Raw genomic sequence first — 16,713 nt, forward strand, 5'->3', positions numbered from 1 at the left:
GCTGCAGCAGAACATGAGGATGCCGCAGTGCAGAACGATCAAACATTCGCCCCTGTTGTATTGGTCACCAATACAGCCTCAATGACCGCCCTCGCCTATGGCGGGCGGGCCAAATGTGCGCAGCGCTTGATCCGGCTGGATATGCCGGTTCCGACAACGGTGGCCCTCTCCTTTGAGGCGGTGCATGAATTGGCGCAGGGCCATGCCTTGGATCTTGGTTTGGTCTTGCCACATTTTGGCGCGGCGCCTTTGCTCTCGGTGCGGCCGTCCTCTGGCAGTCCCGATTGGGGCGGGCCGGGTGCGATTTTGAACATTGGCATGAATGATGTTACATTTTCAGAGCTCTGCGAAAGCCATGGTGAAACGGCAGCAGCCACCCTCTATCTGCGGTTTATCAACGCCTATGCCACCCATGTGGCACGGCTGGATCCAGATGCTTTCGATGATCCTGAAACGCCGAATGCCGGCGATGTGATAAAGGCTTTGACCACCTATCGCGACGAGGCCGATGAGCCCTTTCCGCAGGAGGTCGATGTGCAATTGGCCCATGTGTTGCGATCTATGGCCCGCGCATGGGAAAGCACCAGTGCGCGGCTTTTGCGCCAGGCTAAAGGCGCACCTGTGGATGCGGGGCTTGGGCTTGTGGTTCAGGCGATGGCCATTGGGGTTGGGCGCGGTGAATGTGGGTCGGGTGTGATACAATTTGCCTCCTCTGATACGGGCCTGCCCGAGATTCACGGGCGCTATCTGCGACAATCTCAAGGGCGGGAGGCATTGGATCGTCAGGTTGGATCCTTATATCTGACCAAAGATCCGCGTGGTCCGTCCTTTGAGGAAACTTGCCCCGAGGCTTTTGCTCAGCTTTTGGATTATTCGGTGTTGGCCCGAAAGCGCTTGCGTGAAGAGATGCAAATTGAATTTACACTCGAGAGTGGCAAGCTGGCGATTTTGGATGCGGTGCGTATCGTGCGATCTTCAAGCGCGGCGGTGCATATTGCCGTGGGCCTGGCGCGCGACGGCATCATACCGCGTGAAGATGCACTCATGCGGGTTGACCCAAAGGCATTGTCCGAACTGTTGCACCGGCAAGTGGCGCCCAATGCACCGCGCACCGTATTGGCCAAGGGCATTGCCGCAAGCCCGGGGGCGGCGACTGGAAAGATCGTCTTTACAGCATCTGACGCGCAAGCCAGTGCTGCACGTGGCGAAGCGGCTGTTTTGGTGCGGCGTGAAACAGGCCCGGAAGATATTCGCGGGATGCACTCCGTGGTTGCGGTGCTCACGGAACGCGGTGGGGTCACGAGCCATGCCGCTGTGATCGGGCGCGGTCTTGGCTTGCCTTGCGTGGTGGGCGCCTCAGACATGAGTATCGACGGTCAAAAGAAGTCGATCATTGGCCGTAACCAACAGATTTTGCGCGAGGGCGATGTCATCACTGTGGACGGCACTCATGGTGAGGTATTGGTCGGGCATGTGGAGACAGTGGAAGCTGGTCTCAATGCCGCTGTTACAACCCTATTGGGCTGGGCAGATGAGCTACGCGATATTGGAATCAGAGCCAATGCGGATACGCCGCGTGATGCGCAAACTGCCAGAAATTTTATGGCTGACGGCATTGGCCTGTGTCGCAGTGAGCATATGTTCTTTGAAGCTGATCGCTTGACGGTGATGCGGGAGATGATTTTCGCTGAAAACGAAGAGGACCGCGCCGCCTCTTTGGAGCGACTTTTGCCAATGCAACGAGCTGATTTTACTGAATTATTCCAAATCATGGAGGGGCGTCCGGTTTGCATTAGGTTGCTTGATCCGCCTTTGCACGAGTTTTTACCAGCCGATCGTAGCGGATTACGCGATTTGGCCGAAGCGCTCAATCTGCCCCTATCGCGCGTGACGGAACGGGTAGAGCAATTGTCGGAATATAACCCGATGCTCGGTCTGCGCGGTGTGCGGCTTGGGATCACGGTTCCTGAAATTTATGAGATGCAGGCACGGGCGATATTTGAAGCGGCGATCGACAGCGGCGTTGATGCCTCACCAGAGATCATGATTCCATTGGTGTCGGCCTGCCGCGAAGTCGAATTGGTCAAAGCGCGCATTGATGCCGCTGCCGCCGCGGTCCGGGTCGAACGTGGGTATAGCTTTAGCTATTCTCTTGGAGTCATGGTCGAAACTCCGCGTGCGGCCCTGCGAGCTGGAGAAATTGCCGCCTATTCCCAATTTTTGAGCTTTGGCACCAATGATCTGACACAGATGACCTATGGGCTGTCTCGCGATGATGCAGGGCGGTTTATGTCTTCTTATGTACAGCAGGGGGTCTATGAAGAAGATCCGTTTCATCGATTGGACAAAGAAGGCGTTGGCGAATTGCTGACGCTTGGCGCTGAGCGTGGCCGGGCTGCGCGGCCTGAAGTGGTCCTGTCCATCTGTGGTGAACATGGGGGCGATCCGGTAGCGATCGCTTTTATCCGTCAATGTGGTTTCACCTATGTGTCCTGCTCGCCTTTCCGTGTGCCCGTTGCCCGCCTAGCGGCTGCGCAATGTGCCATTGAAGACAAAATAACCAACTGATTTTTATTATTTTTTGTAAGGCCGCTTGATGTAAATTCTGCGGTCGCTGGACGAATCCCTCATATTTGAGTAAATCGTCTCGAGCTGTTGGGAGAGTATCAATGGGGTTTGGAGAGTTTCGCACCTTCGCCATGGCGATCTGTGCTGGGCTGGCTTTGCAGGTTTTGGCCCTGCAGCCTAGCAAGGCCAGTGATCTGTCCTCTGCTTTTCCAGCGGCGGGGTTAGAAGATGCCCTGCGCCATGAAAACGCGATGGTCTCGGCTGTCTCTTTGAGCCGCGTTGCGGTTTTGACGTCCCCGCGCCCTAAAGAGCGCCCAAAGGGATCTGAAGTGCGATATTCTGGCCGTTGGCTGCGCAGTTTGGCAAAGCCAAGTGGCGGCAAACAATGGGCGTGCTTGGCTGAGGCTATTTATTTCGAAGCCCGCGGAGAATCGGTCGAAGGGCAATTTGCGGTGGCGGAAGTGATTCTTAATCGTGTTGACAGTCCAAAGTTTCCAAACAGCATTTGCAGTGTGGTGCGCCAAGGTGCGGGGCGCATACATGCGTGCCAATTTAGTTATAATTGTGACGGGAAGTTGGAGTATATCGCCAATGGGACGGCCTATGATCAAGTCAAAAGAGTCGCGTGGGTGTCGATGGACCGCAAGACGCGGCCTTTGACAAAGGGGGCTACCTATTATCATGCCACCCATGTGTCCCCATCTTGGGCGCGACGTTTTCAGCATGTGGCCACAATCGGGGTACACAGATTTTATAAACCCATTAGACGCGTTGCTGAGAAATAGTGGTTGCGCCACGCTGAGCGCGGCTATCAAACAGGGCAAGAGGCCAAAATGACCGTCGATCTAAAACATGCTTTTGCTCATCCCAGCGCGCGGTCAGAGGCGACAGCTAAGGCACCTTTTGATAGAATTTCTGTGCGCGACTATATCCTCACTGTGGAAATTGGTGCGTTTCAAGCTGAACGCGGCACCACGCAACGCATTCGTTTTGATGTGGTGGTTGAAGTCCAGCCTTTGAGCGACGAAATCGACGATGATGTGGATCGCATCCTGTCGTATGATCGGGTCACAGAGGCTATTGACGCGGCCTTGTCCGAAGAACGGCTGAATTTGCTGGAAACTTTGGCGGAACGTGTTGCAGAGCGCATATTGCTCGCGCCACAAGCGCAGCGGGTTTTTGTGCGGATTGAAAAACTTGATCGCGGGCCGGGCAATTTGGGCGTTGAGATTGTGCGTTCAAAGTCACGCGCCGTTGAAACGGACCTTCCGGGGTTGGAAGGGACGCCGCATCCGATTGTTCTGTTTTTGGCAAATACTGTGATCGAAGAGGGGCATTTAGATGTCTGGCTCTCCGCCGCTGAACATAACACCCGCCCGGTCATTATCTGTGTCGGTATGCCCGATGTGGGAGCGCCGCAGGTGGCGAGGCATCGCATGGTGCAGCGCCGCATTGATCTCTTGGCGATTGAACAAAATGCTTGGATTTTTGCCAGTCACGATCCGCGATGTGTGGTTGTGGGTACGAAGACAGAATTGGATTGGGGCATGCGCCACGATCAGATCAGCCTCTGGGCACCCTCGAAAATTGTTTTGGACGCGGTCGATGGTCCGCCGCCTGAGATGGTCGATATTTCTGCTCTGGTCGAATGGTTTGCCCAAGAAATGCAGGCGGCGCAGCTGGTGTTTGTCGGCGCCACTCCAACAGGGAATTTGCCTATTGCCCGCCAGGCTCAGGCAGATCTGGTACGGTTATGACACTGTATTATCGGCCTTTGGTCGAAGAGCAGGGCTCGCATGTGCTTGCGGGGGGCTGGTGCCGTTTTTCCAAGGTCGAAGTTCTGTCGCGGCATGGGAGCGCTGAGTTGATATCAGCTGATGAGGTGCCGCAAGACATCTTGAAACGGCTCACCTCTGTGCGCTCTGATTTGGGCATAAGCGCTAGCACAAAAGCGCGGCCGCAGATCATGGGTATTTTAAATACTACGCCAGATAGTTTTTCTGATGGTGGGCAATTTGACAGCCGTGCAAGCGCGCGTACCCATGCAGTGCGCTTGAAGCAAGAGGGTGCAGATATCATTGATATTGGGGGCGAAAGCACTCGCCCCGGTGCTGATGAAGTTGCCTTGGAGGAAGAGATTGCGCGTACCAAGCCCGCCATTCTTGATGTACGGCAGGTGTCGTCTGTCCCATTGTCTATTGACACGCGCAAAGCGCCTGTTGCGGTGGCGGCCTTGGATGCGGGTGTTGATTGGATCAATGATGTCTCCGCTTTGAGTTTTGACTGTGAGATGGGGCAAGTGGCGGCCCGCAGCGGCGCGCCATTGTGCCTGATGCACGCACCCAGCGACCCCAAAACGATGCAGCAAAACGCGCAATACCAAGATGTTTTGCTTGATGTGTACGATTATTTGGCTGCACGGGTGGATTTTGCGCTGTCACAGGGCGTGTTGCGACACAATATTATTGTCGATCCCGGCATAGGGTTTGGAAAAACCTTGGAGCACAATTTGGCACTTTTGCGCGGTCTTGCCCTGTTTCACGGCTTGGGGTGTCCCGTTCTTTTGGGCGCGTCCCGTAAGCGCTTTATTGGGACGATTTCTGGTGCAGAGAAGGCCCAGGACCGCATGGCTGGCTCCATTGCTGTGGCCTTGGCTGGCGCTGGGCAAGGCGCGCAGATCTTGCGGGTGCATGATGTGTGCGAAACGGTTCAGGCGCTCAAACTTTGGGCGGCTGTCCGCGGCTAAAGATGTGGCGCAAGACACCCGCTTGAATGATTGCCACTCCCAATAAGATTAAGGCCAAAGCGACAAAGAGTGTGGCTGGAAGGGTTTCCCCCAGGAAGAGGCTGCCAGCGAGCACGGACCAGACGGGGACTTGGTAATTTGTGAGCGTCATGAACGACGGACCGGCGCTGCGGATCAGGGCAACTTTGATGATGAAGGCCAATGCGGTAGAAACAAGGCCCAGGTATCCAATGGCGAGTAGACCTGGGAGGCTGGGCAGCTTGGGCAGGCCTTCGATAAGCAGCGCGATTGGCAGTAAGAACACAGCGGCCAAAATGAGTGAGCCGGTGGAGAGCGCCAGCTCATTAATGGGTGGGCATTGTCGCGTGGCGATGGAACCGCAGGCATAGCAAAAAGCGGCCCCCACGCAGGCGAAACGCGCTAGAGTCTCCACGGGGCCCTCTGCTACGCCAAGTCCGCTTGTGCCGATCAGTAACATTGCGCCCAAAAAGCCAACCCCAAAGCCGATGAGTTTGCGTAAAAAAATCCGCTCGCCTGGTAAAAAAATGTGCCAGCGGCAAAATAAAAATTGGCAACGCCGCCATGGTCATGCCGGCGTAGGCGGAGGGCACATGTTGTTGGCCCCAACTGAGCAGCGCGAAGGGGATTGCACTGGACAGCAGCCCAACCAAAAGAACAAAGCGCCAGACGGCGATATTTTTGAAACTGTGCAAGGCAATACCGCGCCAATGCATCAGGCAAAAGAGTGCGATGGCGCCGATGCTGATCCGCCCGGCGGCAAGGGTCAGCGGTTCGAAGTCACGCAATGCGATGCGCACCACCATAAAGGCTCCGACCCAAATCATTGCTATGAAGGCAATGCGAAGCCAGTTGATCACTCCGGGAGATGTCATGGACGTACTTTCACAGAGGCAAAAGAAAAGGGCCCGGCCAGTCGTGCCGAGCCCCCAAAGTCTAATGTGAGCCATAGCTCACCACAAGATTAGTTCTTGGATTTATCAACCATCTTACCAGCAGAGATCCAAGGCATCATTGCGCGCAGTTTTTCACCTGTGGCTTCAATCTGGTGTTCATCGTTGATGCGGCGTGTCGCTTTGAAAGATGGCTGGCCAACAGCGTTCTCGACCATGAAGTCACGCACGAATTTGCCGTTTTGAATGTCGGTCAGAACCGCTTTCATTTTGGCTTTGGTTTCGTCGTAGGGCAAGATACGTGGACCGGAGACATATTCACCGTATTCCGCCGTGTTGGAGATGGAGTAGTTCATGTTGGCAATGCCGCCTTCATAAATCAGATCCACAATCAATTTTACTTCGTGCAAACACTCGAAATAGGCCATTTCTGGAGCGTAGCCCGCTTCGACCAAAGTTTCGAAACCCATGCGGATCAGCTCCACCAAGCCGCCACAAAGAACCGCTTGTTCACCAAAGAGATCCGTTTCGCATTCTTCACGGAAGTTGGTTTCGATAATGCCTGAGCGGCCGCCACCGATTGCTGAGCAATAGGACAGGCCGATTTCCAAAGCTTTGCCTGAGGCGTCTTTGTCTACGGCAACGAGGCAGGGCACGCCGCCGCCTTTGGTGTATTCGCCGCGCACGGTGTGGCCCGGACCCTTTGGAGCCATCATGATGACGTCGATGCCTTCTTTTGGCTCAATCAGGCCAAAATGCACGTTCAAGCCGTGTGCAAATGCAATTGCCGCGCCTTCACGGATATTGTCGTGGACATATTTTTTGTAAGTTTCGGCCTGCAATTCATCCGGCATGGTGAACATGATGACATCGGCCCAAGCGGCTGCTTCTGCAATGCCCATAGTTTTCAGGCCTTCCCCTTCCGCCTTTGCAATAGAGGCAGACCCTTCACGCAGCGCGACCACGAGATTTTTCGCACCGCTGTCGCGCAGGTTCAACGCATGGGCATGGCCCTGGCTGCCATAGCCGAGAATGGCGACTTTTTTGTCTTTGATCAGATTTACATCGCAATCACGATCATAATAAACGCGCATTTTGGCGTCCTTTCATAGTTGGGATTTCTGGGGCCTGTCTATCAGTTTGAACGGTGTAATAAAGGATATATTTTGACAAATTAAAAGCAATTATAACGGTTTTCATTCGTCATATTTTAATATATGAAAATTTCATGCTTGATGATCTTGATCGACGCATTTTGCGGTTTTTACAATCTGACCCTACAGCACCGCTATCGGAGCTGGCGGAACGCTGCCAATCTCAGCCGGCCACTGTGGCGCGCCGGTTGGATCGGTTGAAGGGATTAGGCGTGTTGCGCGGTTTGCACGCGGTGATTGATTGGGCGGTTTTGGGGTATGGGGTTGAGGTCAGCCTGCGCTTTACTTTGGACAAAACAAATTCAAAGGCTTTTGATGAGTTTCTGGCCGCAGCGCGCCGGATCAAACAAGTGATCGCCATACAAACCTTTTCGGGCCGCGTGGATGTGCGTCTTTCGGTGATTGCGAAAGACATGCCAGATTATCAAAAACTGTATCGCAGTGAGATTCTCAATCTGCCACATATCGCGGAGCTTGAGGCATTGATGCATGTGGCGACGCTGAAAACCGCGGAAGCTCTGCCCCTATGAGTGCCTGGGATGACAAGGATTTTGCGCTTCTGCGGGCTTTGTCGCGGGATGCCACCCAATCGGCAGGTGTTTTGGGCCGTCAATTGGGATTGAGTCAGCCGGCCACCTGGCGGCGCATTAAGCGGTTGCAGGCTGCGGGGGTTCTGGCCGGTCGTCGGGTGGATCTAAATGTCGAGGCATTAGGATTCGGGGTCACGGTTTTTTTGGGCGTAAAACTGGCCACGCGCGGGCAGGTCAGCCTTGAGGATTTTGAACGTGCCGTCACGGCCATCCCGGAGGTGCAAACCGTTCAGCATGTGCTCGGGCGCTATGATTACCGCTTGCGGGTTGTGGCGCGGGATATTTCGGACTTTGAGCGGGTCCTGCGCCACCGCATTATGACCGTGCGCGGTATCGGTGATGTGGAGGCGAATGTGCTTTTGAGTGAAGAACGTCTGCTTGGCCCACTTTAGATGCATACCAAGATAGACCGTGCATCCTGTGGCCAAGCTTTTTATACTACCACAACCTTAAAGGAGATGCCGAAATGACCGCTTTGCTTGATACCGTAGATCCAGATGGCCTGCTTGAATATTCTGTTGTGTTTACAGATCGCTCGCTCAACCATATGAGTGCGAAATTTCAAGGTGTGATGCGTGATATCTCATCCATTCTGAAAGAGGTGTATTCTGCCGATGGCGTCGCTGTGATTCCCGGTGGCGGTACCTATGGGATGGAAGCGGTTGCGCGGCAGATTGCTGTGGGCAAAAATGTTATGGTGCTGCGCAATGGATGGTTTTCCTATCGCTGGACCCAGATTTTTGAAGCCGGCTCAATTCCTGCCAGCGAAACGATCATGAAGGCCCGGCGGGTGGGCAATGGCGTGCAGGCAGCCTTTGCCCCTGCGCCGATCGATGAGGTTGTGGCCAAGATTTTGTCGGATCAACCTGATGTCGTTTTTGCACCGCATGTCGAGACCTCAGCGGGTTTGATCTTGCCAGATGACTACCTCAAAGCGGTCTCCGATGCGGTGCATAGTTACGGCGGATTGTTCGTTCTGGATTGTATCGCCTCAGGCTGTGCTTGGGTGGACATGCGCGCTGTAGGCGTTGATTTCTTGATTTCCGCGCCTCAAAAGGGGTGGTCAGCTTCACCATCTGCGGGATTGGTCATGCTGTCTGAGGCCGGTATCGCAGCGGTTAAGGCCAGCCAGTCCAACAGCTTTGCCGCGGATCTGGGCAAGTGGTTGTCCATTATGGAGACCTATGAAGCCGGTGGTCATGCATATCACGCCACAATGCCAACCGATGCTTTGATCGGGTTTCGCGATACAATGCTCGAAACCAAGGATTACGGTTTTGGCAAATTGGCCGATGCTCAATGGGAGCAAGGTAATCGGGTGCGTGCAGTCCTGGCGGAACGCGGCATTGCCTCCGTTGCCGCTGATGGATTTGGCGCCCCCGGTGTCGTTGTGAGTTTTGCAAGCAGCCCAGAGATGCAATCTGGCAAACCTTTTGCCGCGCTTGGTATGCAGATCGCAGCCGGCGTGCCGCTGCAATGCGACGAGGGCCCGGAGTATCGCAGTTTCCGTCTTGGATTGTTTGGCCTTGACAAGCTCTATGATGTAGACGCCAGCGTGGCGCGTTTAGAGCAGGCTTTGGATCAAGTCCTCGCCGCGTAAGCCCGCGCTAGCGGATACCCAGCCCCAACTGCATGAGCTGGCGGCGTAGGGGTGTGATCCGGTGGATCGCGTCCAGCCCCAAGGCCCTGGCCTTGGTGGCGATGGGGCCCTCGGCCTTGGAGGAGCGGTTCAGCGCCCCGACGCCGATCACCCGTGATTGCGCAATTGGCCGGCGGGCTTGATGGTAACGCTTCAGCATATCAGCCTCACCAATCTGCGCCGGTGCGGCCCTGGCAAGATCAAGCAGTGCCTCAATATCTCCTAAGCTCAGGTTCAAGCCCTGCGCACCAATCGGCGGCACCACATGCGCGGCTTCTGCAATGAAAGCGGTGCGCTCGGCAAAAAAATGATCAGACAATTGGCTGATGATCGGCCAGGCGGTGCGCGCAGTGATCAACTCCAGTTGTCCCAAAACACCGGCGGAACGCTCGGTTATGGCCGCATTGAAGGCCTCTATGGGTTGGCATTGCATCTCTTTTATCGCGCTGACGCGGTCCATCCACACCACAGCGGAGGAGGGTTTGCCGTTGCAATCGGGCAGGGGCACTAAGGTAAAAGGCCCGCCCGCTTTATGAACCTCTGTCGAGATGTTTTCATGCAGTATGTCGTGGTTCACTGCAAAACTTAATGCCAATTGACCAAAATCTGTGCGTTTTGCGCGGATATTTGCAGCGCGCCGAATGGGGCTGTCTCGGCCGTCGGCCGCAATCAGCATTTTGCAACAGACACGTTCTGAAGAGCTCAGAGTGACGCGCGCTTCGGTGCTGCGCGTTTGACTGCCGATTGTCGAAACACCGGGCTGAAAGTCGACATTCGGTAGGGCGCCCAACCGTGTCAAAAGCCCCTCGCGCATGTCCCAATTTCCCAGATTCCAGCCAAATGGCGCATCTGAAATATCGGCTGCGTTAAAATCCTTACGGACCAATGCCTCCCCGGCTGCATCCACAATGCGCATGATCTGAAGCGGTGCGCTGCGGTCTGCCACCAAAGGCCAAAGACTAATTTGCTGCAAAAAAGCTTGCGCGGGTTGCAAATAGGCGGTGGTGCGGAGATCGGCGCCTTGGTGGCTTCCGTCGGTGACAGGAGCCGTGGGATCGACGCAAAGAACCTCGAACCCAGACTCGCCAAAGGCAACAGCGGCGGTCAGCCCGGCGATGCCGCCGCCAGAGATGATAATGTCTTTATATATGGCCATAAGTTTTATGTAATCTGCCGCTTGGCTTTGAAAAGCAAGCTGCGACCAATTGCGACAAGAAGGCCTCCAAATCCTGATGCGCGGCGTCGACGTAATCAGGCGCGACCGTGTTTGACGAGATGTAGACCGTCCGCATCCCAAGGCCTGCGGGCACCTGCAAATTGCGGGAGTCATCCTCAAACATAGCGGCGGAATGCGGGGTCACTGCCGCGCGCGCAAAGACCTCCGCGAAGGCCTCAGCATGGGGTTTGGGCCGATAACTTGCGTGCTCTATACCGTAGACGGCATCAAAATTTTGCTCCAAGCCACGGGCTTGCAATACCCGGCGTGCATAGGGTTCCGTGCCATTGGTATAGACAATTTTCCGACCCGGCAGGGCGGAGATCAGCGATGAAAGCTCTGCCGAATGCGGCAATGGTGAAAAATCTATGTCATGGACAAAATGCAAAAATGCCTCGGGTGGCATAGCGTGCTGGTCCATCATTCCCGCTAGGGTTGTTCCGTGACTGCGCCAGTACTGCGCGCGGAACACATCCGCCTCTTCAAGGCTAACATTCAGAAAATCAGAGACAAAAAGGCGCATTTTTTCTTCAATCTGATCAAAAAGCCGGACCTTGTGCGGGTAAAGCGTATTGTCGAGATCAAAGATCCAAGTGTCGATATGTGAAAACTGGTCAAAATCCATGGGGCAATTGGTACCAAATAGCGCGGCAGGTTCAATGCCGAAACGCTTGCGAGGCGCGGCCAGCTCGCCCATAGTTGACGAAAGGATCGATAAGGAGCCTATTTATGCTAGAAACATCTGCATCCCGACCCGTTCAAGGGGACGCTTATGGATTGATTTTGGAGGCGATTGACGTGGGCATCTACAAGCCCGGCAGTCGCTTGGTTGAAAGTGAATTGGCCGAACGTTTTGGCGTGTCACGCACACCTATCCGCGAGGCGCTGCAAAGGCTGGAGACGCAGAGCCTTTTGACCCGTGATGGCCGGAGTTTGATTGTTGCCTCTTTGGATCACAATCAAATGGCTGAGCTCTATGTGGTGCGCACAGAACTTGAGGGGCTGGCGGCACGTTTGGCGGCGCAACATGCGTCGGTTGAAGAGATCAATGTGCTGCAACAAATGATTGATGCGGACCGCGAGCGGGTGTCGGATGCCGCCGCTTTGGCGCGCTCGAATAAGAGGTTTCACAAGCAATTGCATTTGGCGTCGCACAACCGGTTTTTGGTGCAACAGCTGGATTTGGTTTATCGCTCCATGGCGCTCCTTGCGACGACCTCCCTTGCCGTCGAGGGGCGGGGACCTGTGGCCTTGGACGAGCATCAGGCGATTGTTTTGGCAATTTCGAATCGGGATGGGCCGGCGGCCTATGAGGCGGTGAAGCAGCATTTGAGCGAGGCCTTCGTCACCCGCCTGAAACATGATGCGGGCGCTCAGGCCTGGTAAGAGGTGGGGCCGGAGCAGTGGCAAGCGATATGCTATGGGCGGTTTTGTCCCAATAAAAGGGTTTCTAGAGCAATTTTAGGAAGCCTTTATAGGCGGCCATAGATTGTAGGCGGCCATAGATCCCAGCGGGAGATAGAAATGCAGGCTGGGCACCCATTTGAGCAAATGGCGGTGTTTGGCTTGATTGCAGTCCAGCAAGCCAAATATGATGTCGATGACCTCGGACATTAAATAAATCCCGCCCAAAGTGTAGAAGGCCCAGCTCGGCATGAAGCCCGTCAGGGGATGGGGCAGAGCAAGAAAGGCCAGCCAGAAGGTCCAAAGCACTGGGGCCAATAAAAATTTTGACAGTGTTCCTGCGAAGAGCAATTGTACACCGAAAAACTGCCAAAGACCCAGGTCCCGCAGGAGGGTTTTCGGCGCGCGCATGTGCACCGCCCAGGTGAGCGCATAGCCTTTGAGCCAGCGGCTGCGTTGGCGCATCCACGGCCAGCCACGGGCAATTGGCCTCCGCAAGGGTGACGGTGGGCAAGAGCTCTGTGTGATAGCCGAAACGTGTTAGGCGAATGCCAAGATTTGCATCTTCCGTGACGTTATGCGCGTCCCAACCACCGAGCTCTTCAAGGATATGCTGGCGAAAAAACAGGGTCGTTCCACTGAGTGGCACGGGGAGCTTGAGCCGCGCAAGACCCGGTAGCACAATGTGAAACCAAGTGGCATATTCGATGGTGAAACAGCGTGACAACCAATTGGAGCGCGAATTGTAGAAATCCAAAGAGCCCTGAACGCAGGCCAATTTCTCGTCGCTTTCCGCAAAATGGCGGGCCACTTTGCGCAGTTGGCCCGGTTCGGGGGCATCTTCGGCATCATAGACGCCAATGATCGACCCTCGGCAGTGATCCAAGGTGTTTGAGTGCCCTCGGCTTTGTTTTGATGGACCCGTTTGGCACATTTATCGCGGTGATCCACGGCGGAAGTTTGATGCCAGCGAGGGTCTTGGCTGTGCTTATGTCATCGCGTTCCATCACCAAAATCACCTGTAGCAGATTTTTTGGATAGTCGAGTTGGCGCAGATGCGTGAGCAGATGGCTCATCATTGCGCATTTTTTGAACAGGGGCACCATGATGGATATTTCGGGCAGGGGTGCATCGGTTGTGCGGCCCCTATATTTAAGACTGGCCAGTGCTCCGTGATGTAAAAACAGCATCGCGGTGGCGAGTTTCAGCGCCATATTGGCGATCAAAGTGAGGGTTCCCCAAAGGGCGAAGACCAAAAATGTAATAGCAGGAGCGAAGGCACCCGTCAGGGCAACCAGCGCGATCAAGCTGCACAAGGCAACATGTAAGATTTTGAAATTCAGATCGTGGGAGCTTTCACGCGCGGCAACGCGGTGTTCGGCCCGATGGATAAGCGCCGCTTCTTCGGTGGTGGTGATGTAGGGTCCCATTTGATCCGGGCAGGTAAAGGCGCGGCGCAGTGGGCCAAATATTTGGCGCAAATAGGATTGGTTTTCATCAAATGATTGGGCCGATCGGTCAAGATGATAGTCACATCTGCACTCAGGCGCCAAGGCAACACACCCATTTGCAGGGCGTTGGCCGGACCAAGAATTTTGAGCAAATCTGGGTTTGGTGGGAAATAGGTGAGATCGATATAACCCTCGCCCAAACGTTCCGCTTGCAAATGCGCCAAGCTGGTCGCGTCAATGAGGCCAAGGGAAATCAATGTGTCGCTCTCAGAGGAGTTGCCATCCATATCGCGGTTTTGCAATTGCAGATAAGCCGCGGGGGGCAGCAGGTTCGCTTCAGTCAGGAACTCCAGCAAATCTGACGGATCCCAATGACTCGTGCGGGGGGGGTGCAATGCGCCGGTGGGGGACGAAGGAGTATTGTAATTCAAAGTAACCTTCCCTTAAGCTGCGATTGGTTGCGACAGTTTGAGGGCTGGATGTTAAGGTAAGGTTTAAGATCTTAGGCCGCGCGAGACTTTTTCATTTCAGCTGCGAAGTTTTCAAACAGATAGAAGCTGTCCTGGGGCCCCGGGCTGGCTTCAGGGTGATATTGTACCGAGAATACCGGACGATCCGCCATGCGAATGCCGCAATTGGAGCCATCAAATAGCGATATATGAGTTTCCACGACACCCTCGGGCAGAGACTGGCTGTCCACGGTAAACCCGTGGTTCATCGAGGTGATCTCGACCTTATTGCTTTGCACATCCTTCACAGGATGGTTCGCGCCATGATGTCCGTGGTTCATCTTGATGGTTTTTGCACCCAATGCCAAAGCCAGCATTTGATGACCTAAGCAAATGCCAAACATGGGGATTGTGCTTTGTGCCAACACCGCCTGGATCATCGGCACAGCATAGCTTCCTGTGGCGGCGGGATCGCCTGGGCCATTGGATAGGAAAAGCCCATCGGGCCGGTGAGCCAAAACATCCTCTGCGGTGGCCGATGCGGGCAGCACAGTGACATCGCAGCCCACGGAGGCCAAGCAGCGCAAGATATTGCGCTTTGCGCCATAATCAATGGCGACAACCTTATATTTGGGCGCCTCTTCGGCAACATAGCCTTCCGGCCAAGCCCAGCGTTTCTCATTCCATTTGTAGGATTGTGTGCAGCTGACATCCTTGGCCAGGTCCAAACCTTCGAGACCGGCGAATCCTTTGGCTTGCGCCAGAAGGTCCTCCAGATCGAACACGCCGTCTGGACTGTGGCACAGAGCCACGTGCGGAGCACCCTGTTGGCGGATGGCGCGAGTGAGGCGGCGGGTATCAATGCCACCTATCGCGATGCGCCCGCGCGCGGCAAGCCAAGGGGCGAGCTCTTCTCGTGCGCGCCAGCTTGAGGGCTCGGTTGGATCCCATTTCACTACCATGCCAGCGGCAAAAGGATCTGCGGTCTCATCATCTTCTGATGTGATCCCAGTGTTGCCAATATGCGGGAAGGTGAAGGTGACGACTTGGCCGGCATAGGAGGAGTCTGTCATTATCTCCTGATAGCCTGTCATAGCGGTGTTGAAACAGAGCTCGGCAACGGTGGTACCTGTGGCTCCAAAGCCGTGGCCGTAAAAAATGGATCCGTCCGCAAGCACAAGGCAAGCAGTCGGTTTTTGGTTCGATGACATTGTCATGAAAGCACCCCTGGCAGATTGCGCTGGTGTTAGTCGTTGATGCGTCGGGGGTCAAGGGTCAGGCGGCGCCATCGGCGTTGTAAATCAATTGTTCAGCGGTTATAGATTGTGATCTTAACAGGTCGAGGATTATTGGATCATGAGTTTGCGGGATCGTTTGAGCGTATCGCTGAAAGAAGCGATGAAGGCCAAGGATGCAACGCGATTGATGACACTGCGTCTCATCAATGCGGCGATTAAAGATCGCGACATTGATGCGCGGTCAGAGGGAACCGATATGGGGGTCTCTGATGACGATTTATTAGCTATTTTGAGCAAATTGGTAAAACAACGCCAAGAAAGCGCGCGGGCCTATGAAGAAGGTGGGCGGCTTGAATTGGCGGAAAAAGAACGGGCTGAAATCGTCATTGTTGAAGAATTCTTGCCGCGGCAATTGAGCGAGCAAGAGGTCGAAAAGGCGATTGCCGAGGCCATAACTGCATCCGGGGCGAATTCGATTCGCGATATGGGCAAGGTCATGGGTGTTTTGAAGTCCAAATACACAGGCCAGCTTGATTTTGGAAAAGTTGGCGGCATTGTGAAAGCGCAACTGAGCTGATCGACCCGCATCTTTCGCAGGGCTGATTGAGCCCCTTGGTCACACTTGCCTTGCAGCGTTGAGAAAGGCTGATTGCAAATCGGCGGCCAAAAGTGGCCGCTCTTCTTGCGACAAAAATGCGCCAATTTCCACCACACGCCCACCACCGCGTAGGGTGAGATAGTCTGGAACGGGCCCATCATCCTTGCTCATGTGCACTTCCACCCAATAGGGGTTAGCGCGCCATTCTTGCGACTGACCATTGGGGTTGATGCGGCGCAAAATGGCCAGATCACTCCAAAGTTCAAACTCTTCACGTACTTGACCGCGTCGCCAACTGGCTTTGAGGGCCAGCCAAATCGCGCAAAGGGCGCTTCCAAGGGCCGCGGCGATGATCCAAAGTACCGTATGGCCTAAAAACGCCAAGAGCGGCACAGCCATGAGGGCCGCAGTGGCGCCAATGAACCCAGCAAACCCTTCCCGGCTGAGCGCATTATGTGCGCTGAGCGACAGCCGAAGACCGGGCTGGTGACTGGATGCCGCGCCAAGCTGCGCGCGTTCTGGAGGGCTGGACCATTCATAGGGCATGGTGGGGAGGTAAACTGAAAACCTTTAAGGTTCACTGCGCCATAATGTCATAAGACCTCTGCATAACCCAACCGCTAGGTCAAAACACTTTGCCCGGTGGCAACACCGGGCTGCTCCCCAGCAGGCGCATTCACCACCTCAACATGCTGGTGCGTATGGTTATTGCTCAAATTTTGCAGTGATTTCACCACTGGACATATGCG

The 16,713-nt window shown here is 54.8% G+C and carries 18 protein-coding genes and 1 pseudogene; 9 read left to right on the top strand and 10 right to left on the bottom strand.

Going from position 1 to position 16,713, the window contains the following annotated elements:
* The first annotated feature begins 81 nt into the window (after positions 1-81).
* The 4 genes from ABLW18_RS09850 (at position 82) to folP (ending at position 5,314) form a co-directional block, all read left to right on the top strand.
* Positions 82-2,568: a putative PEP-binding protein gene (locus ABLW18_RS09850; protein ID WP_347824684.1), complete on the top strand. Its 2,487-nt coding sequence runs from the start codon at positions 82-84 to the stop codon at positions 2,566-2,568.
* Between the two features lie 101 nt (positions 2,569-2,669).
* Positions 2,670-3,353 carry a cell wall hydrolase gene (locus tag ABLW18_RS09855; RefSeq protein WP_347824638.1) on the top strand — a complete coding sequence of 228 codons (684 nt, stop codon included), beginning with the start codon at positions 2,670-2,672 and terminating at the stop codon, positions 3,351-3,353.
* 48 nt (positions 3,354-3,401) lie between these two features.
* Positions 3,402-4,325 (top strand): dihydroneopterin aldolase, encoded by a 924-nt coding sequence (locus tag ABLW18_RS09860; protein WP_347824639.1) that lies wholly within the window; start codon positions 3,402-3,404, stop codon positions 4,323-4,325.
* Positions 4,322-5,314 (top strand): dihydropteroate synthase, encoded by a 993-nt coding sequence (gene folP / locus ABLW18_RS09865; protein WP_347824640.1) that lies wholly within the window; start codon positions 4,322-4,324, stop codon positions 5,312-5,314. Before ABLW18_RS09860 ends, folP begins: the two co-directional genes overlap by 4 nt.
* On the opposite strand, the gene ABLW18_RS09870 is transcribed toward folP, so the two are convergent.
* The 3 genes and pseudogenes from ABLW18_RS09870 to ilvC form a co-directional block, all read right to left on the bottom strand.
* Entirely contained in the window at positions 5,286-5,792 is a 507-nt protein-coding gene (locus tag ABLW18_RS09870) for an EamA family transporter (RefSeq protein WP_347824641.1), read from the bottom strand. The genes folP and ABLW18_RS09870 overlap by 29 nt on opposite strands.
* A gap of 112 nt (positions 5,793-5,904) precedes the next feature.
* A pseudogene (locus ABLW18_RS09875) lies at positions 5,905-6,282 on the bottom strand (DMT family transporter); the annotation flags it as partial.
* Between the two features lie 14 nt (positions 6,283-6,296).
* The gene (gene ilvC, locus ABLW18_RS09880; RefSeq protein ID WP_347816374.1) at positions 6,297-7,319 is read right to left on the bottom strand and encodes a ketol-acid reductoisomerase; all 1,023 of its coding nucleotides are present in this window, start codon (positions 7,317-7,319) and stop codon (positions 6,297-6,299) included.
* 134 nt (positions 7,320-7,453) lie between these two features.
* Here ilvC and ABLW18_RS09885 point away from each other — a divergent pair, with 134 nt between their 5' ends.
* From ABLW18_RS09885 to ABLW18_RS09895, 3 genes are all read left to right on the top strand, one after another.
* Positions 7,454-7,909 carry an Lrp/AsnC family transcriptional regulator gene (locus ABLW18_RS09885; protein WP_347824642.1) on the top strand — a complete coding sequence of 152 codons (456 nt, stop codon included), beginning with the start codon at positions 7,454-7,456 and terminating at the stop codon, positions 7,907-7,909.
* Positions 7,906-8,361, top strand: a complete 456-nt coding sequence (locus tag ABLW18_RS09890; protein ID WP_347824643.1) for an Lrp/AsnC family transcriptional regulator — start codon at positions 7,906-7,908, stop codon at positions 8,359-8,361. The genes ABLW18_RS09885 and ABLW18_RS09890 overlap by 4 nt, the downstream gene beginning before the upstream one ends.
* 74 nt (positions 8,362-8,435) lie before the next feature.
* Positions 8,436-9,569, top strand: coding sequence for an aminotransferase class V-fold PLP-dependent enzyme (locus ABLW18_RS09895; protein ID WP_347824644.1), 1,134 nt, complete (start codon positions 8,436-8,438; stop codon positions 9,567-9,569).
* 7 nt (positions 9,570-9,576) lie between these two features.
* Here the strand turns inward: ABLW18_RS09895 and ABLW18_RS09900 are convergent, their stop codons facing one another.
* Complete coding sequence (locus ABLW18_RS09900; protein WP_347824645.1) at positions 9,577-10,764, bottom strand: FAD-dependent monooxygenase; 1,188 nt, start codon at positions 10,762-10,764, stop codon at positions 9,577-9,579.
* Positions 10,751-11,449, bottom strand: a complete 699-nt coding sequence (locus tag ABLW18_RS09905) for a pyrimidine 5'-nucleotidase (RefSeq protein WP_347824646.1) — start codon at positions 11,447-11,449, stop codon at positions 10,751-10,753. Before ABLW18_RS09905 ends, ABLW18_RS09900 begins: the two co-directional genes overlap by 14 nt.
* Positions 11,450-11,553: 104 nt before the next feature.
* Between ABLW18_RS09905 and ABLW18_RS09910 the strand changes: the two genes are divergently transcribed.
* Positions 11,554-12,210: a GntR family transcriptional regulator gene (locus ABLW18_RS09910; protein WP_347824647.1), complete on the top strand. Its 657-nt coding sequence runs from the start codon at positions 11,554-11,556 to the stop codon at positions 12,208-12,210.
* Between the two features lie 75 nt (positions 12,211-12,285).
* Here the strand turns inward: ABLW18_RS09910 and ABLW18_RS09915 are convergent, their stop codons facing one another.
* The 4 genes from ABLW18_RS09915 to carA form a co-directional block, all read right to left on the bottom strand.
* Positions 12,286-12,693 carry a hypothetical protein gene (locus ABLW18_RS09915; RefSeq protein WP_347824648.1) on the bottom strand — a complete coding sequence of 136 codons (408 nt, stop codon included), beginning with the start codon at positions 12,691-12,693 and terminating at the stop codon, positions 12,286-12,288.
* Positions 12,694-13,076: 383 nt separating this feature from the next.
* On the bottom strand, positions 13,077-13,658 hold the full coding sequence (locus ABLW18_RS09920) for a hypothetical protein (protein WP_347824649.1): 582 nt from the start codon (positions 13,656-13,658) through the stop codon (positions 13,077-13,079).
* Positions 13,568-14,110, bottom strand: coding sequence for a hypothetical protein (locus tag ABLW18_RS09925; RefSeq protein ID WP_347824650.1), 543 nt, complete (start codon positions 14,108-14,110; stop codon positions 13,568-13,570). Before ABLW18_RS09925 ends, ABLW18_RS09920 begins: the two co-directional genes overlap by 91 nt.
* A 71-nt stretch (positions 14,111-14,181) precedes the next feature.
* A complete protein-coding gene (gene carA, locus ABLW18_RS09930) occupies positions 14,182-15,345 on the bottom strand; it encodes a glutamine-hydrolyzing carbamoyl-phosphate synthase small subunit (RefSeq protein ID WP_347824651.1) in 1,164 nt (387 codons plus the stop codon).
* 139 nt (positions 15,346-15,484) lie between these two features.
* Here carA and ABLW18_RS09935 point away from each other — a divergent pair, with 139 nt between their 5' ends.
* Positions 15,485-15,943: a GatB/YqeY domain-containing protein gene (locus ABLW18_RS09935; protein WP_347824652.1), complete on the top strand. Its 459-nt coding sequence runs from the start codon at positions 15,485-15,487 to the stop codon at positions 15,941-15,943.
* Positions 15,944-15,982: 39 nt separating this feature from the next.
* Here ABLW18_RS09935 and ABLW18_RS09940 read toward each other — a convergent pair whose 3' ends face one another.
* Positions 15,983-16,510, bottom strand: a complete 528-nt coding sequence (locus tag ABLW18_RS09940; protein ID WP_347824653.1) for a DUF2244 domain-containing protein — start codon at positions 16,508-16,510, stop codon at positions 15,983-15,985.
* Positions 16,511-16,713: the final 203 nt, after the last annotated feature.

This window comes from uncultured Planktomarina sp., from assembly GCA_943788425.1.
Classification (GTDB): Bacteria; Pseudomonadota; Alphaproteobacteria; order Rhodobacterales; family Rhodobacteraceae; genus Planktomarina.

Coding starts and splice junctions, on each gene's coding strand:
- ABLW18_RS09850 (WP_347824684.1), top strand. CDS start 82: ATGACCGCCCTCGCCTATGGCGGGCGGGCCAAATGTGCGCAGCGCTTG.
- ABLW18_RS09855 (WP_347824638.1), top strand. CDS start 2,670: ATGGGGTTTGGAGAGTTTCGCACCTTCGCCATGGCGATCTGTGCTGGG.
- ABLW18_RS09860 (WP_347824639.1), top strand. CDS start 3,402: ATGACCGTCGATCTAAAACATGCTTTTGCTCATCCCAGCGCGCGGTCA.
- folP (WP_347824640.1), top strand. CDS start 4,322: ATGACACTGTATTATCGGCCTTTGGTCGAAGAGCAGGGCTCGCATGTG.
- ABLW18_RS09870 (WP_347824641.1), bottom strand. CDS start 5,792: ATGTTACTGATCGGCACAAGCGGACTTGGCGTAGCAGAGGGCCCCGTG.
- ilvC (WP_347816374.1), bottom strand. CDS start 7,319: ATGCGCGTTTATTATGATCGTGATTGCGATGTAAATCTGATCAAAGAC.
- ABLW18_RS09885 (WP_347824642.1), top strand. CDS start 7,454: ATGCTTGATGATCTTGATCGACGCATTTTGCGGTTTTTACAATCTGAC.
- ABLW18_RS09890 (WP_347824643.1), top strand. CDS start 7,906: ATGAGTGCCTGGGATGACAAGGATTTTGCGCTTCTGCGGGCTTTGTCG.
- ABLW18_RS09895 (WP_347824644.1), top strand. CDS start 8,436: ATGACCGCTTTGCTTGATACCGTAGATCCAGATGGCCTGCTTGAATAT.
- ABLW18_RS09900 (WP_347824645.1), bottom strand. CDS start 10,764: ATGGCCATATATAAAGACATTATCATCTCTGGCGGCGGCATCGCCGGG.
- ABLW18_RS09905 (WP_347824646.1), bottom strand. CDS start 11,449: ATGGATTTTGACCAGTTTTCACATATCGACACTTGGATCTTTGATCTC.
- ABLW18_RS09910 (WP_347824647.1), top strand. CDS start 11,554: ATGCTAGAAACATCTGCATCCCGACCCGTTCAAGGGGACGCTTATGGA.
- ABLW18_RS09915 (WP_347824648.1), bottom strand. CDS start 12,693: ATGCGCCAACGCAGCCGCTGGCTCAAAGGCTATGCGCTCACCTGGGCG.
- ABLW18_RS09920 (WP_347824649.1), bottom strand. CDS start 13,658: ATGGGACCCTACATCACCACCACCGAAGAAGCGGCGCTTATCCATCGG.
- carA (WP_347824651.1), bottom strand. CDS start 15,345: ATGACAATGTCATCGAACCAAAAACCGACTGCTTGCCTTGTGCTTGCG.
- ABLW18_RS09935 (WP_347824652.1), top strand. CDS start 15,485: ATGAGTTTGCGGGATCGTTTGAGCGTATCGCTGAAAGAAGCGATGAAG.
- ABLW18_RS09940 (WP_347824653.1), bottom strand. CDS start 16,510: ATGCCCTATGAATGGTCCAGCCCTCCAGAACGCGCGCAGCTTGGCGCG.